Here is a 15167-nt window from a genome sequence, read left to right as displayed (position 1 = left end):
TGCGGCGAAGGCGACGAGGGACAAGGCTGCGATGGCGGCGGATATCATGGTCTTGCGCATGGACGGCTCCCCTTTGGCCCTTGGAGAATACGGTCTTGCAGTACAATGCGCCGGTTGTTCCGGCTTTTCTAAAATACCACGATCACGAGCCGACGGGAACCGCCGGCGCGGGCCAACAAGGGGGTGTTCTTCCGTCAGGCGCCTTCGTCGGGAATGTTCAGCACATGGCCGCAGGCCTTGCAGTGAACCGCGTCGGCATCATGGCGCGACAGGCCGCATTGCGGGCAGGGGAATGTCACCTTGTAGGGCCGCACGATCGCCTGGGCGAGCCGCACGAAAAGCGAAATGCCGACGATCATGGTGATGATGGAGGTGAGCTTGCCGAGCGTGCCCGGCAACACGATGTCGCCGAAGCCGGTGGTCGTGACCGTCGCGACGGAGAAATAGAGTGCATCGACGAAGCCTGCAAAACCGTCTTCGCCGTAGAAGAAGTTGCTGTAGACGAAGCCGGTAACGAGGAAGAGGAAGACCAGAAAATTCACGCAGGCCTGGATGACGTCTTCCTTGTCGCCATGCCCCAGCCGACGCAGCGTCAGCGTGACGAGCTTGCTCTGGCTGATCGCCCAGATCCGCAGCACGCGCAGGAACGCGAAATTGTGCAGCTGGTTGGGAAACAGCAGCGTGCCGAGCACGACGATGTCCACCCAGGTCATCGGCCGCATCGCCCAGTAGCGCAGGTTCGGCGCGATCAGCGCGCGTGCGCCGAGCTCGAAGGCGATGACGAGCGCAATGGCGTAGTCGACGATGATGTAGGCGGGACCTTTGCGCAGATACGGCCCCAGAATGAAGAAACAAAGGATCGCGATATCGACAAGGAGCATCGCGACCTGGAAACGAACAGCCTCGCGGTCCCGCCCGAAATAGAGCCCGCGCAATTGCCGGCGCAACCGTTCGATGAAGGGTGGCGGTTCGGTTATGCTGAGCGGTTCGTCGGTCATGCGGGAGAGACTAGCGCCCGCCCGGTGCCGGTCAAGCATCCGCTGTCCTTTAGCTGATCTGCCAGGCGATGTAGGCGAGTATCGCGGCGATCACCCAGAGCGCCAGCCGGCCGGAGCGGCTGTGGCGGGCTTCCGAGCGGCCGATGGCTTCGGCGGTCTCAGGGTCGAAACGCAGGCCTTTTTCGGCCATGGAGGAGAATTCCTGCGACAGCATCTCCGCCTTGGCGGCAATCTCCGGGGCGGCTTCGGCGAGCCGGAGTGCGGCATGCGCGCCGTCGCGCAGGTCCGTCAGAAGACGTTTCGGCCCGAGATTGTCACGGATCCAGTCGCCGACGACCCCTTCGGAAGCCTTCCACATGTTGAAGCGCGGGTTGAGCGTGCGCGACACGCCTTCGACCACCACCATCGTCTTCTGCAGCATGACGAGTTCGGTGCGGGTCTCCATGTCGAAGAGTTCCGTCACCTCGAACAGCAGCGTCAAAAGCTTCGCCATGGAGATGGTCTCGGCCGGCTGGCCGTGGATCGGTTCGCCGATGGCGCGGATCGCCTGGGCAAAGCTCGCCGTATTGTGGTGGGAGGGCACGTAGCCCGCCTCGAAATGCACATTGGCAACGCGCTGGTAGTCGCGGGTAATGAAGCCGAAGAGGATTTCGGCGAGGAAGCGGCGTTCCTTCTTGCCGAGCCGTCCGACGATGCCCATGTCGACGGCGACGATCACGCCTTGCGGATCGACGAAGAGATTACCCTGGTGCATGTCGGCATGGAAGAAGCCGTCGCGCAGCGTGTGACGCAGGAAGGACTGGATCAGCGTGTCGGCGAGCGTGTCGAGGTCGAAGCCCGCGGCGCGCAGGCCCTCGACATCCGACATCTTGATGCCGTCGATCCATTCCATGGTAACGACATCGCGACCCGTACGCTCCCAATCGACCTTTGGCACACGAAAGCCGGGGTCGTCCTTGGTGTTTTCGCCAAGCTCGGAAAGGGCTGCGGCTTCCAGGCGAAGATCCATTTCGATCTTCGTCGTCTGCTCCAGCGTGCGCGTCACCTCGACCGGCTTCAGCCGTCGCGTGTTGGGCAGGATCTTTTCCTGCAGCCGGGCGGCGGCATACATCGCCTCCAAGTCATGGCCGAAACGCTGGCGCACGCCGGGACGGATGACTTTGACGGCGACGCGGCGTTCGCCATTCGTGTCGCGCACGATTGCGGGATGGACCTGCGCGATGGAGGCGGCGGCGACAGGATCGCCGAATTCGACATAGAGGTCATCGAGCGTCCGGCCGAGCGAGCCCTCCACCGTGGCAACCGCCGCCTCGCGCGGAAAGGTCGCCATGCGGTCCTGAAGGGCGGACAGTTCCACGGCGATCTCGGCGCCGACAACGTCCGGCCGGGTCGCCAGGAACTGGCCCATCTTCACATAGGAGGGGCCGAGGCGCTCGATGGCGCGGGCGAGGCGATCGCCGCGGTCTTCACGCGAGGCCCTGCGACGGGCGAAGAGGCCGGCAACGCCGTGTGCCATGCGCGCAAGCGGCGGCATGCCTTCGGTCGGAAACGCCGAGACGACGCCTTCGCGCACGAGGACCCAGCCCACGCGGGCGAGGCGAAGATAGGCGCCGAAAACGCTCATGCGGGACGATTATCCATGCGAGGGGGAACGGCCATGCTCAGAGCTTCCAGCCCGAATGCAAGGCCGCGATGCCGCCTGTGTAATTGGTGAAGTTGACGCGCGAGAAGCCGGCCGTGCGGATCATCGCGGCAAAATCCTGCTGGTTCGGGAACTTGCGGATCGATTCCACGAGATACTGATAGGGCTCCGCTTCGCCGGTGATCATCTTGCCGAATTGCGGGATCGCCTTGAACGACCAGGTTTCGTAAAACTTGTCGAGCAGCGGCATCTCCACTTCGGAGAACTCCAGCACGAGCAGCCGGCCGCCGCGCTTCAGCACGCGGTAGGCTTCCGACAGGGCCACGTCAATGCGCGGCACGTTGCGGATGCCGAACGCGATCGTATAGGCGTCGAACGTGCCGTTTTCGAAGGGCAGTTCCTCCGCATTGGCCTCGACGAAATCGAGATTGGCCGTAAGGCCTTTCTTGGCGGCGCGGTCGGCGCCGACACCGAGCATCGAGCCATTGATGTCGAGCACGGTGGCGTGCGCCAGGCGGTCGGAGGCCTCCACGATGCGGAAGGCGATGTCGCCGGTGCCGCCGGCGACGTCCAGCACCTTGTAGGACGGATCCTTGCGCGGGTTGAGGCTGGCGATCATCGCGTCCTTCCAGGCCCGGTGCAGGCCGGCGGACATGACGTCGTTCATGATGTCGTAGCGCTTGGCGACCTTGTGGAAGACGTCGTTGACGAGCGCCTGCTTTTCGCCCTCGGCCACCTGGCGAAAGCCGTAGGAGGTTTCCATGCCGCCGTCCGCGGATGTGCGCTGTTCCGTCATCATCGTCTCCATGGGCCGGTCTGTCGCAGCCGAATTGCCGCAAAGACCATAGCGAATTGGCATTGGCCGCGCTATCTGAGCACCGAACCCGGCATTCGCGTGTCGATACGCTCGCGTATATAGGACATAGATTGCCGGGAGGGAAATGCCCGGCCGCGGCAAATGCGCCCAAGGTTAAAGCGACTTCAAGGAGTGGAACATGCCGGAATTGCCGGAAGTGGAAACGGTGAAGCGTGGCCTCGCCCCCGTCATGGAAGGGTCACGGATCCGTCGCGCGGAACTGCGCCGCCCGGATCTGCGCTTTCCCTTCCCGCCGGCCTTTTCCGAAGCGCTAGAAGGCCGCCATGTGGTCTCGCTCGGCCGGCGCGCCAAGTACTTGCTGATCGACCTCGAAGGCGGCGACGTGGTGATCGCCCATCTCGGCATGTCCGGTTCGTTCAGGGTCGAGGGGAACGAGGTTCCCGCCGAGACCCCCGGTGATTTCCAGATGCCGCGCAGCAAGGACCAGCGCCACGATCACGTCGTCTTCCATCTGGAGACACCGGACGGTGAGCGCCGCGTCGTCTACAACGATCCACGTCGTTTCGGTTTCATGGATCTCGCCCGCCGCGAGGATCTCGCCGGCCACGCCTTCTTCCGCGATCTCGGCGCCGAGCCAACCGGCAACACGCTCGATGCCGATTACATCGCGGCAAAGTTCCGCGGGCGCCAGACGCCGCTGAAGGCCGCGCTGCTCGACCAGAAGAACATTGCCGGCCTCGGCAATATCTATGTCTGCGAGGCGCTGTGGCGGTCGCACCTGTCGCCGGAGCGGCTGGCCGGCTCGCTGGTGACGGCGACGGGCAAGCCGAAGAAGGAGCTGGTGGCCCTGACGCAGTCGATCCGCGAGGTGATTGCCGATGCCATCGAGGCCGGCGGCTCGACCTTGCGCGACCATATCCGCGCCGACGGATCGCTCGGCTACTTCCAGCATTCCTTTTCCGCCTATGACCGCGAAAAGCAGCCTTGCCGCACGCCCGGCTGCACGGGCACGATCGGCCGCATCGTGCAGAGCGGCCGGTCGACCTTTTACTGTGCTGCCTGCCAGACGTAGAACGATGCCGGAAAGTGCGCATTGCCCGGCAAAACTGAGGAGAGAGACATGACCTATGAAACCCTGCTGGTGGAGACGCGCGGACGCGTCGGTCTCATCACGCTGAACCGGCCACAGGCGCTGAACGCGCTGAACCGCCAGCTGCTGGAAGAATTGAAGGGCGTGCTTGCCGGCTTCGAGGCCGACGCCGGCATCGGCGCCATCGTCATCACCGGTTCGGAAAAGGCGTTTGCCGCCGGGGCCGACATCAAGGAGATGCAGCCCTTCGGCTTTGCGCAGGCCATGCTGGAGGACCTCGCCGCCGGCTGGGACGACGTGGCGGGCTGCCGCAAGCCGATGATCGCCGCCGTCAGCGGTTTTGCGCTGGGTGGCGGCTGCGAACTCGCCATGATGTGCGATTTCATCATCGCGTCCGAGACTGCGAAATTCGGCCAGCCGGAAATCACGCTCGGCGTCATTCCCGGCATGGGCGGCACGCAGCGGCTGACGCGCGCGATCGGCAAGTCGAAGGCGATGGATCTTTGCCTGACGGGCCGGCTGATGGACGCGGCGGAAGCCGAGCGCTCCGGTCTCGTGGCCCGCGTGGTGGCGCCTGAGACGCTGCTCGACGAGACGCTGGCCGCCGCGGAGAAGATCGCCGGCTTCTCGCTCACCGCCGCCATGATGGCCAAGGAGGCCGTTGGGCGCGCGTATGAGACCGTGTTGTCGGAAGGCATGCGGGCCGAGCGCCGGCTGTTCCACGCCCTGTTTGCGACCGAGGACCAGAAGGAGGGCATGGCGGCCTTCATCGAGAAGCGCAAGCCCGCCTTCCGCCACCGCTGAGAGTCTTCGAGGCAGCCGGGCGGCGTTTCTTGCAGAATCCGCGTTGACGACCCCGCGGTTTCCAGCTATACGCCGCCCACAGTTTGGAAAGCCGAATTCTGAGGTTTTCCGATATTGCTCCCGAATTGCTTTGATGACAGGTCGCAGTGACCCGGCACGGCGAGGGTGGAGTTTGTGTCAGATTTCTGAAGAGAGGCATACATGGCCAATACAACCTCGGCAAAGAAGGCGACCCGCAAGATCGCCGCGCGTACCGCAGTCAACAAGTCGCGCCGCTCGCGCGTCCGCAACTTCATCCGCAAGGTCGAAGAGGCCATCGCCTCTGGCGACCAGACGCAGGCCGCGGCCGCTCTGAAGGCTGCCCAGCCGGAACTGATGCGCGCTGCCACCCGCGGTGTGCTCCATTCCAATACAGCGTCCCGCAAGGTCTCGCGCCTGGCGAACCGCGTTAAGACGATGACGGCCTGATCTGATCAGACCCATCGAGCTATGCAATATTAGAAAAAGCCCGGTGCTTGCACCGGGCTTTTCTTTGTTTTTTCGACCCTGCTATGGTTAATGTGCAAGGCTCGATCGTGTCAAAAGCGTGACGAGAAAAATCCTTTAAATTCAGTTAGTTGCCGGAGGTTATCCCGTTCTGGTGACCTTTCGTTACGGGAGTTTGACGGCAATTTGAGTCAAGCGAATTTTTATTTTTTTCGTTTTCCGGGCGTTCCGAAACCCACCCGAAAACAAAGCCATTGATTCCTAACAGATTCTCCTGCGGGGGCCTGATTCCGAGTCAGGAAGCACCTTGCGAGTCAACGCCCGGCCCTTAATTTTGCGTAAAATTCGCGATTGATCTTGGGGCATGATCCTGCCTAAATGCTTTCCACAGGGGGCGCGGACACAGCCTTAAAATGATCGCCGACAAGACTGTCTTTCGAGGCAGCGGTGATTGTTTTGTCCCTTGTAACGGAGCGGCTCCGCTTCGTAAAATCATCAAACCGGCAATGCTTGCCCCAGATGCCTTCTGGCATTCTGGCGAGAGCATTTGTGATTTTTGGTTGCGGCCGTGAGGACGGCCGGATGATTGAGGGCAAGACTTGCCGGGCGCTCGACGAGGGAGCGGACGGCAGGGATCACAGACGGGACTGTGCGACCGGGTATGACACCGGGCCGTGCTGCACCGAAATGTGTTTGGCAAACAGGATTGCGTTGGATGTAGGGGGCCAACGTGATCGGGGCACCAGATTCCGGACCGGGCGATGGCTCGGCACGGCCGGGAGATGGCAAACATGAAAGGCGCCGGCAGGAATGCCGACGTGGCGAAGGAAGCATGAAAGGCGGCAAGATGCAGATGAATACGGCCACAAAGGCTGGTGCATTCACGAACGGGGAAAATGCACTGAAGGCACTCCCGCCAGAAGGAGTGCAGATGGCGGCGGGGGTACCATCCGATATGAAACAAGACGCGATTTTCGAACGGGTCAGTGCGCGCCTGAAGGCGCAGGTCGGCCCAGACGTCTTCGCGAGCTGGTTCGGTCGGCTGAAGCTTCATTCGGTTTCCAAGAGCCTCGTGCGCCTTTCGGTGCCCACGACGTTCCTGAAGTCCTGGATCAACAACCGTTATCTCGATCTCATCACCAACCTGTTCCAGCAGGAGGATGCGGAAATCCTCAAGGTGGAAATCCTGGTGCGCACCGCGACCCGCGGCATTCGTCCGGGCTCTGTCGATGAGGCCATTGTCGAGCAGCCCGCTCCGCAGGCCCAGCCGCGCCGTTCGGCCGGTGGCCCGCAGCCGGTGGCAACCGCCATCGCATCGGTCACGGCCTCGGCCCAGCCGCGCGTCCAGCATTCCGGTCCGCTCTTCGGCTCGCCGCTCGACCAGCGTTACACGTTCGATGCCTTCGTCGAAGGCACGTCGAACCGCGTGGCCCTTGCCGCGGCCCGCACCATTGCGGAAGCCGGCGCCGGCGCCGTGCGCTTCAACCCGCTGTTCGTCCATTCAAATGTCGGCCTCGGCAAGACGCACCTTCTGCAAGCGATCGCGCTCGGGGCTCTTTCGAGCGCCCGCAACCCGCGCGTCGTCTATCTGACGGCCGAATATTTCATGTGGCGTTTCGCAACCGCGATCCGCGACAATGATGCGCTCTCCCTCAAGGAGACGCTGCGCAACATCGATCTCCTGATCATCGACGACATGCAGTTCCTGCAGGGCAACTCGATCCAGAACGAGTTCTGCCATCTGCTCAACATGCTGCTCGATTCCGCCAAGCAGGTCGTGGTCGCCGCCGACCGTGCGCCGTGGGAGCTGGAATCGCTTGATCCACGTGTGCGCTCCCGCCTCCAGGGCGGCGTCGCCATCGAGATGGAAGCGCCGGACTACGAGATGCGCCTGGAAATCCTCAAGCGCCGCCTCGCGGTTGCCCAGCAGGAAGACCATTCGCTCGATATCTCGCCCGAGATCCTGAGCCATGTTGCCCGCAACATCACGGCGAGCGGCCGCGAACTGGAAGGCGCCTTCAACCAGCTGCTCTTCCGTCGCTCCTTCGAGCCGAACCTGACGATCGAGCGCGTCGATGAACTGCTCGGCCATCTCGTCGCCGCCGGCGAGCCGCGCCGCGTGCGCATCGAGGACATCCAGCGCGTCGTTGCGAAACATTACAACGTGTCGCGCCAGGAGCTGGTCTCGAACCGCCGCACGCGCGTCATCGTCAAGCCGCGCCAGATCGCCATGTATCTGTCGAAGACGCTGACGCCGCGTTCCTTCCCGGAAATCGGCCGCCGCTTCGGCGGACGCGATCACACGACCGTGCTGCACGCCGTGCGCAAGATCGAGGACCTGATCTCGGGCGACACCAAGCTCAGCCACGAGATCGAGCTGCTGAAGCGCCTGATCAACGAATAGGCGCTTCGATCGCCATAGGATGCATGAACGCTGTGCACGGTCTTAGGACGGGCACAGCGTTCTGCTTTTGGCAGGCACATGAGGCCGCGGCATGAATCTCCTCGTCACCTACATGGAATTGTGTACGCAGCCGTCGAGTGCGGCGGTTCACCCGGCGCCCTCCGCCAATCTGGAAATCCGTGCCGAGCATCCGTCGGTGGAAGACTATCTGTCGCTCTATCGCACCATCGGCGAGCCGCTCACCTGGGACCTGCGTCTTCGCATGCCGGCGGAGGAGGTCGCGCAGTTCCTGTCAGCCCCATCCACGCGCACCTTCATCCTGAGAGAGGAGGGGCAGCCGGTCGGCCTTTGTGAATTCGACGCCGCCGAGGCCGAGGATATCGAGCTTACGCATTTCGGCCTGGTTCCGGCGGCCTATGGCCGACGGCTCGGGCCTTTCCTGCTCGCAAATGCCCTGAACGCGGTCTGGCGCGCGGGGACACGGCGCATCTGGCTTCACACCGACACGAATGATCATCCGAAGGCGCAGGCGGTTTATTCCCGGGCGGGGTTCCAGACCTACATGCAGCGGATGGAAGACTTTCCGGATTGAGCCGACTTCCTGTCCTCGGTCAGCTTCCGCGCACGGCGCGGGCCTCGTCCGTCAGCCATTGCCGCAGCGCCGTGACCGCCGGCCGGTCAAGCGCACCTGGCGGGTAGACGATGTAATAGGCAAGACCCGTCGAGACGCCGCGTGAAAATGGTGCCACGAGCCGGCGTTCCTGAATTTCACGCGCCACCAGCGACAGCCGTACCAGCCCGACCCCATCGCCCGCCTTCACCGCCTCGATTGCGCCGTTGCTGTCGTTGAACACAGGCCCGCGCATGGCGTCGATCTCGGTCACGCCCATCGCCTCCAGCCAGAGCCGCCAGTCCTGCCGGTGCACGTCGTGGATCAGGACATGGTTCACGAGATCGTCCGGCGTGTCGAGCGGCCTGGTCTCGCGCAATGCCGGCGCGATGACGGGCACGAGATCGTCGTCAAGCAGGCGCTCACTGACGAGGCCCTGGTAGCGGCCGAAGCCATGGCGGATCGCAATATCGACGCCGTCCCGCACGAAATCGACCAGGCGGTTCGAGGCACTGATCCGGATGTCGACGCCAGGCATGCGCTCCTCGAAATTCGGCAGTCGCGGCACGAGCCATTGCGCCGCGAAGGTCGGCGTGCAGCTGATCGAGAGCGGCGCCGGCCGGGCACGGGCCAGCAACTCGTCCGTCGCCTCCCGCATCAGCCGGAAGGCCGAACGCATGGCCTTGAAATAGCCCTCACCATCCTCCTTCAGCCTGAGCTGGCGCGGTAGCCGGTCGAACAGGCGCACGCCAAGCGCCTGCTCCAGGTCGCGGATCTGCAGGCTCACCGCACCGGGCGTGACGTTGAGTTCGCCGGCAGCGAGCGTGACGCTCAAATGGCGCGCCGTCGCCTCGAAGGCGCGCAGGCCGGACAGGGAAGGAAGGCGGTTGCTCATGATTTAGTTTTCCTCGCTGTTTCCCCGAAATATGATCGTTTGTGCGAAGCGAAAAGACGGCGAATTATAGCGCCAACGCCGGGTTTTGACACTCGGATATCCCGCTTGATTTAGAAAAAATCGCTTAGGAGGCCGTTATGGCGAACCGCTACATGACCACCACCGAATGGGGCCTGCTCATCGCCTTGTCGATCCTCTGGGGCGGCTCGTTCCTGTTCAACGGCATCCTCGTGCGTGAGCTGCCGACACTCACCATTGTCGCGGCGCGCGTGGCGCTGGCGGCCATCGCCCTCTGGACCATTGTTCGTCTCTCCGGCCACGCCATTCCGCGCAGCAAGGAGGTCTGGCTCGCTTTCCTCGGCATGGGGGTGCTCAACAACATCATCCCCTTTTCGCTGATCGTCTGGGGGCAGACGCATATTGCAAGCGGCCTCGCGTCGATCCTCAACGCGACCACGCCACTCTTCGCCGTGATCGCCGCCCATCTGCTGACGCAGGACGAGAAGATGACGGGAGGCAGGTTGGTCGGCGTGCTCGTCGGCTTTGCCGGTGTCGCGCTGATGATCGGTCCCTCGGTGCTCTCCGATCTTGGCACGAACGTGCTGGCGCAGCTCGCCGTGCTCGGCGGCGCCGTCTCCTATTCGATCGCCGGCATCTTCGGCCGTCGCTTCCGCAGCATGGGCCTGCCGCCGCTGCTGCCGGCCGCAGGGCAGGTGACGACGTCGGCGCTGCTGATGCTGCCTGTGGCCCTGGTGGTCGATCGGCCGTGGACACTCGCCATGCCGTCGGCGGAAGCCTGGGCGGCGCTCTTCGGCCTCGCCTTCCTCGCCACCGCACTCGCCTATGTCATCTTCTTCCGCATTCTTGCGACAGCGGGGGCAACGAACCTGATGCTCGTCACCTTCCTCATTCCGGTCAGCGCCATCCTGCTCGGCGCGCTGGTGCTGGGCGAGATGCTGGCGCCAAAACATTTTGCCGGCATGGCACTGATCGCCGTCGGGCTCGCAGCGATCGACGGGCGGCTCGTGCGGATGTTTCTGGAGAAGCGTCGGCCGATCGGCTCTGACGCCAAGAGCTGAGGCGGCTCAGCAGGCGAGATCGGCAACGACCGCGTCGAGGATCAGCATGCCGGCCGGTGTACAGCGCAGCCGCGAATTGCCGAGCCGCTCGATGAAGCCGTGATCGATAAGAAACTGTTCGCGATCCGGATCCAGGTCGCGACCAGACAGCATCTGCCAGCGGACGAGATCGATGCCCTCCTTGAGGCGCAGCCCCATCAGCAGCAACTCGTCCGACTGCGCCTCGCGCTCCAGCAGTTCTTGCTCGACCATGCCGTGGCCCTCTGCCTCAACCAGTTCAAGCCAGCCTTCCGGCCGCCGTTCCGTGGCGGTCGCGATCTTCGCGCCACCGGTCGTCAACCGGCCATGCGCGCCGGGGCCGATGCCGACATAGTCGCCATAGCGCCAGTAGGTGAGGTTGTGGCGGCTTTCGGAGCCAGGGCGGGCATGGTTGGAGACCTCGTAGGCCGGCATGCCCTCGCGCTCGGTAATCTCCTGCGTCGCCTCATAGAGCACGGCAGAGTGTTCGCCGTCCGGCACGATCAGCTTGCCCGCCTTGTGCAGGCCATAGAAGGGCGTGCCCTCCTCGATGGTGAGCTGGTAGAGCGAGAGATGGTCGACGGCGTAGGAGACGGCTTCTTTTAGCTCGCGATCCCACTCTTCGACCGTCTGGTTCGGGCGGGCATAGATCAGGTCGAAGGACATGCGTGGAAAGATGTCACGTGCCAGCCGTATCGCCTTCAAGGCATCGGCGACGTCATGCAGCCGGCCGAGGAATTTCAGGTCCCGGTCGTTCAGCGCCTGCACGCCGAGCGAGACGCGGTTGACGCCCGCCGCGCGATAACCGCGAAACCGCTCGGCCTCGACGCTCGACGGATTGGCCTCCATGGTGATCTCGATGCCGTCAGGCACGTGCCAGTGGCGCGCAATACCGTTCAGGATCGCATCGACCGTCTCCGGTGCCATCAGCGAGGGCGTGCCGCCGCCCATGAAGATGCTGGTGACGCTGCGCGAGCCGGTGAGGCGGCGCATCGTCGCCATTTCCTTCAGAAACGCCTGTACGAAGCGCGGCTGGTCCACCGGCTGATGGCGCACATGGCTGTTGAAGTCGCAATAGGGGCATTTGGCGGCACAGAACGGCCAGTGCACATAGATGCCGAAGCCCGGATCGGAAAGATCCACGGCGGAATTCGGCCGGATATCGAAGGGCGCCGCCGTCATTGAACCTCAAGCCTTCAGGCAGGTTTCGACGAAGAGCTTGAACGCGCGGGCGCGGTGCGACAGCGCTGCCGCGTCACCCGGCTTCCAGCCATGCTTCTGCTCCGCACTCATTTCGCCGAAGGCCGTCTCATACCCTTCGGGCTGGAAGACGGGGTCGTAACCAAAACCCTGGCTGCCGCGCGGCGGCCAGACGACGGTGCCCTCGACTTCGCCGCGGAACAGTTCCGTATGGCCATCCGGCCAGGCAAGGCAGAGCACGGAGACGAAGCGCGCGGTGCGATCCTTCGCGTCGGTCGCGCCCTTGTCGGCAAGCGCCTTCTCGACCTTTTCCATGGCCATCGCGAAGTCACGCGTGCCGTCTTCTTTCTCCGCCCAGTTTGCCGTGTAGACGCCCGGCGCACCGTCGAGCGCATCGATGACGAGGCCGGAATCGTCCGAAAGGGAAGGCAGGCCGGAGGCCTTGGCCGAGGCGAGCGCCTTGATTGCCGCATTCTCTTCGAAGGTCGTGCCCGTCTCGTCCGGCTCTTCGAACTTCAGCTCAGCGGCCGATTTGGCGGAGAAGCCGAAGGGGCCGATCAGGTCCTCGATCTCGCGGATTTTTCCGGCATTGTGGCTGGCGACGACGATCGTCTTGGTGTCGAGCTTGCGCATAAAAGTCCCTAAGCGATGTTCCAGAGGCTCGGCTCGGCACATTCAAGACTGTTGCCGGCAGGGTCGCGGAAATAGATGGAGCGGGCGCCGTTCGGCCAACAAAAATCCGCTTCAATGGTGATGCCGGCTTCTTCGAGCTTTTTCACCCAGAAATCAAGCTCTGGCCCCGGCACGCGGAAACAGGCATGGCCCGGTCCGATCGCGCCATGGACTGGCACGGGAAAGGCGTGGGGCGGCGGCGGAACGACGGTCTCCTTCGCATTGAAGATCAGGAGAACGCCGGGACCGCAGCGGAAGAAGACGTGGCGGTTCGCCTGCCGCGTGATCTTTTCAAGGCCGAGAACACCGCCATAGAAGGCTTCCGCCGCGTCGAGGTCGTCCGCATAGAGCGCGGTTTCGAGAATGCCTTCGATCGCGGCGGTCATGGGCGCCTTCCTTAGGCGATGGTCTGCTTCTGCAGGGTGACCAGTTCGGCAATGCCATTGCGGGCAAGGGCCATCAGGCTGGAGAACTCTTCTTCCGTGAACGGCTTGCCTTCGGCCGTGCCCTGGATTTCGACGATGCCGCCCGAGCCGGTCATGACGAAGTTGGCGTCCGTCTCGGCAGCGGAATCCTCGAGATAGTCGAGGTCGATGACCGACTGGCTCGCGAAGATGCCGCAGGAGATCGCGGCGACATGGTCCTTCAGGACCTTCTCGACCTTGATCATGCTGCGCGCTTCCATCCACTTCAGGCAGTCGTGAAGGGCGATGAAGGCGCCGGTGATCGAGGCGGTACGGGTGCCGCCATCGGCCTGGATGACGTCGCAGTCGACGGTGATCTGGCGTTCGCCGAGCGCTTCGAGATCGACGACGGCGCGCAGCGACCGGCCGATGAGGCGCTGGATTTCCTGCGTGCGGCCGCCCTGCTTGCCGGCAGCGGCTTCGCGGCGCATGCGGTCACCCGTGGCGCGCGGCAGCATGCCGTATTCGGCAGTCACCCAGCCCTTGCCGCTGTTGCGCAGCCATGGCGGCGTCTTCTCTTCGAGGCTTGCGGTAACGAGCACATGCGTGTCGCCGAACTTGACGAGACAGGAGCCTTCGGCATGCTTGGAGATGTTGCGCTCGAAGGAAACCTTGCGCATCTGATCGGTTTTTCTGCCGGACGGCCGCATTGCGAACTCCTGTCTCGTGATATCTGGAACGCTGCTTTAGACCAGTTCGCCGGGCGAGGGAATGGCGCGGCGTCACCCCGCGCGATTTCTCGGGATGTTGCGCCGCGAAAATCCGTTTTGCGCTTCCGCCCGAAATCACTATATTCCCTGGAAATAACGAGGTTGCAGCGGAAAGATGGTTTTGAAGTCTCCGGGTCCTGACAGTCAGGCGGCGCTCGACGAGCGTTCGGGCGAAGTCTTTCGCCGCATCGTGGAAAGCTATCTGGAAAGCGGAGAGCCTCTCGGCTCGCGCAACCTGTCGCGCATCCTGCCCATGTCGCTGTCGCCCGCTTCCGTGCGCAACGTGATGAGCGACCTGGAAGAACTCGGTCTCATCTATTCACCGCATACCAGCGCCGGGCGGCTGCCGACGCAGCTTGGCCTGCGCTTCTTTGTCGATGCCTTCATGCAGGTCGGCAACATTTCGGCGGAAGACCGCGCCTCGATCGAGCGGCATGTGCGCCCGCACGGCCAGAAACATACCGCCGTCGAGACGATGATGAACGAGGCGAGCCAGGCGCTGTCCGGTATGTCGCGCGGCGCTGGCCTCGTCATTACCTCGAAGAACGACGCCATTTTGAAACATGTCGAGTTCATCCGGTTGGAGCCGACCAAGGCGCTTGTCGTGCTGGTCGGCGATCATGACCAGATCGAAAACCGCATCATCGAACTGCCGGCCGGCGTCACCAGCTCGCAGTTGACGGAAGCGGCCAACTTCCTCAACGCCCATCTTGCCGGCAACACGCTGTTTGAAGCGCGCGCCCAACTGGAGCGCCTGCGCGGCGAAATCAGCGGCGAGCTCGACAAGCTGTCGCAGGATCTGGTCGAGCGCGGGCTTGCGGTCTGGTCCGGCGGCTTCGATGCGGCGAAGCCGACGCGGCTCATCGTGCGCGGCCGGGCAAATCTGCTCGAAGGCCTTGCCGGGGCGGAGGATATCGATCGGCTGCGCATGCTGTTCGACGACCTGGAGCGCAAGGACAGCCTGATCGAGCTCTTGAACCTCGCCGAGACCGGCCCTGGCGTGCGCATCTTCATCGGCTCGGAAAACAAGCTCTTTTCGCTTTCCGGTTCTTCGCTGATCGTGGCGCCCTACCGCGACAGCGACGAGAAGATCGTCGGCGCCGTCGGCGTCATCGGGCCGACCCGGCTCAACTATTCCCGTATCGTGCCCATGGTGGACTATACGGCCCAGCTCATGTCGCGGCTTTCGCGCTGAACTCTGGCAATCCAGCCATCAGCCCTTGATTTTTCGGGTTCAAAGCTCGATATCGGGCCCAACCCTTAAAAGATGCAATTCGG

General features: G+C 63.4%; 15 protein-coding genes. 7 read left to right on the top strand and 8 right to left on the bottom strand.

Translation table 11 applies throughout. The features are described from left to right. Nucleotides 1-194: 194 nt before the first annotated feature. From BSY16_RS14000 to ubiE, 3 genes are read right to left on the bottom strand one after another with little or no spacing between them, the layout of a single operon-like run. On the bottom strand, nt 195-998 hold the full coding sequence (locus tag BSY16_RS14000; protein WP_069060224.1) for an ion channel: 804 nt from the start codon (nt 996-998) through the stop codon (nt 195-197). 49 nt (nt 999-1047) lie between these two features. Further along, nucleotides 1048-2622: a 2-polyprenylphenol 6-hydroxylase gene (ubiB, locus tag BSY16_RS13995; RefSeq protein WP_069060223.1), complete on the bottom strand. Its 1575-nt coding sequence runs from the start codon at nt 2620-2622 to the stop codon at nt 1048-1050. 37 nt (nt 2623-2659) lie between these two features. Continuing rightward, entirely contained in the window at nt 2660-3436 is a 777-nt protein-coding gene (ubiE, locus tag BSY16_RS13990) for a bifunctional demethylmenaquinone methyltransferase/2-methoxy-6-polyprenyl-1,4-benzoquinol methylase UbiE (protein ID WP_069060222.1), read from the bottom strand. Nucleotides 3437-3635: 199 nt separating this feature from the next. Between ubiE and mutM the strand changes: the two genes are divergently transcribed. From mutM to BSY16_RS13965, 5 genes are all read left to right on the top strand, one after another. After that, nucleotides 3636-4529: a bifunctional DNA-formamidopyrimidine glycosylase/DNA-(apurinic or apyrimidinic site) lyase gene (gene mutM / locus BSY16_RS13985; protein WP_069060221.1), complete on the top strand. Its 894-nt coding sequence runs from the start codon at nt 3636-3638 to the stop codon at nt 4527-4529. Nucleotides 4530-4577: 48 nt separating this feature from the next. After that, entirely contained in the window at nt 4578-5351 is a 774-nt protein-coding gene (locus BSY16_RS13980; protein WP_069060220.1) for an enoyl-CoA hydratase, read from the top strand. A 201-nt stretch (nt 5352-5552) separates the two neighbouring features. Further along, complete coding sequence (rpsT, locus tag BSY16_RS13975) at nt 5553-5819, top strand: 30S ribosomal protein S20 (RefSeq protein ID WP_069060219.1); 267 nt, start codon at nt 5553-5555, stop codon at nt 5817-5819. Nucleotides 5820-6792: 973 nt separating this feature from the next. Further along, the gene (gene dnaA / locus BSY16_RS13970) at nt 6793-8241 is read left to right on the top strand and encodes a chromosomal replication initiator protein DnaA (protein ID WP_069061547.1); all 1449 of its coding nucleotides are present in this window, start codon (nt 6793-6795) and stop codon (nt 8239-8241) included. Nucleotides 8242-8332: 91 nt separating this feature from the next. After that, complete coding sequence (locus BSY16_RS13965) at nt 8333-8833, top strand: GNAT family N-acetyltransferase (protein WP_069060218.1); 501 nt, start codon at nt 8333-8335, stop codon at nt 8831-8833. Nucleotides 8834-8852: 19 nt separating this feature from the next. Here the strand turns inward: BSY16_RS13965 and gcvA are convergent, their stop codons facing one another. After that, the gene (gene gcvA / locus BSY16_RS13960; protein WP_069060217.1) at nt 8853-9746 is read right to left on the bottom strand and encodes a transcriptional regulator GcvA; all 894 of its coding nucleotides are present in this window, start codon (nt 9744-9746) and stop codon (nt 8853-8855) included. 137 nt (nt 9747-9883) lie between these two features. On the opposite strand from gcvA, the gene BSY16_RS13955 reads away from it, so the two are divergent. Then, nucleotides 9884-10825 carry a DMT family transporter gene (locus BSY16_RS13955; protein ID WP_069060216.1) on the top strand — a complete coding sequence of 314 codons (942 nt, stop codon included), beginning with the start codon at nt 9884-9886 and terminating at the stop codon, nt 10823-10825. 6 nt (nt 10826-10831) lie between these two features. Here BSY16_RS13955 and hemW read toward each other — a convergent pair whose 3' ends face one another. Genes hemW through rph form a run of 4 tightly spaced genes read right to left on the bottom strand, consistent with a single transcriptional unit; the run spans nt 10832 to nt 13829 of the window. Then, nucleotides 10832-12025: a radical SAM family heme chaperone HemW gene (hemW, locus tag BSY16_RS13950; RefSeq protein WP_069060215.1), complete on the bottom strand. Its 1194-nt coding sequence runs from the start codon at nt 12023-12025 to the stop codon at nt 10832-10834. A gap of 6 nt (nt 12026-12031) precedes the next feature. After that, on the bottom strand, nt 12032-12676 hold the full coding sequence (gene rdgB / locus BSY16_RS13945) for an RdgB/HAM1 family non-canonical purine NTP pyrophosphatase (protein ID WP_069060214.1): 645 nt from the start codon (nt 12674-12676) through the stop codon (nt 12032-12034). 8 nt (nt 12677-12684) lie between these two features. Next, entirely contained in the window at nt 12685-13101 is a 417-nt protein-coding gene (locus BSY16_RS13940; protein ID WP_069060213.1) for a VOC family protein, read from the bottom strand. Nucleotides 13102-13112: 11 nt separating this feature from the next. Then, nucleotides 13113-13829: a ribonuclease PH gene (rph, locus tag BSY16_RS13935; protein ID WP_069060212.1), complete on the bottom strand. Its 717-nt coding sequence runs from the start codon at nt 13827-13829 to the stop codon at nt 13113-13115. Nucleotides 13830-14004: 175 nt separating this feature from the next. On the opposite strand from rph, the gene hrcA reads away from it, so the two are divergent. Further along, nucleotides 14005-15084 (top strand): heat-inducible transcriptional repressor HrcA, encoded by a 1080-nt coding sequence (gene hrcA, locus BSY16_RS13930; protein ID WP_069060211.1) that lies wholly within the window; start codon nt 14005-14007, stop codon nt 15082-15084. The last annotated feature ends 83 nt before the right edge of the window (nt 15085-15167 follow it).

Source organism: Sinorhizobium sp. RAC02 (genome assembly GCF_001713395.1).
GTDB lineage: Bacteria > Pseudomonadota > Alphaproteobacteria > Rhizobiales > Rhizobiaceae > Shinella.
Note: the sequence above shows the minus strand (reverse complement) of the source record. Positions and strands in the feature narration are given on the sequence as shown.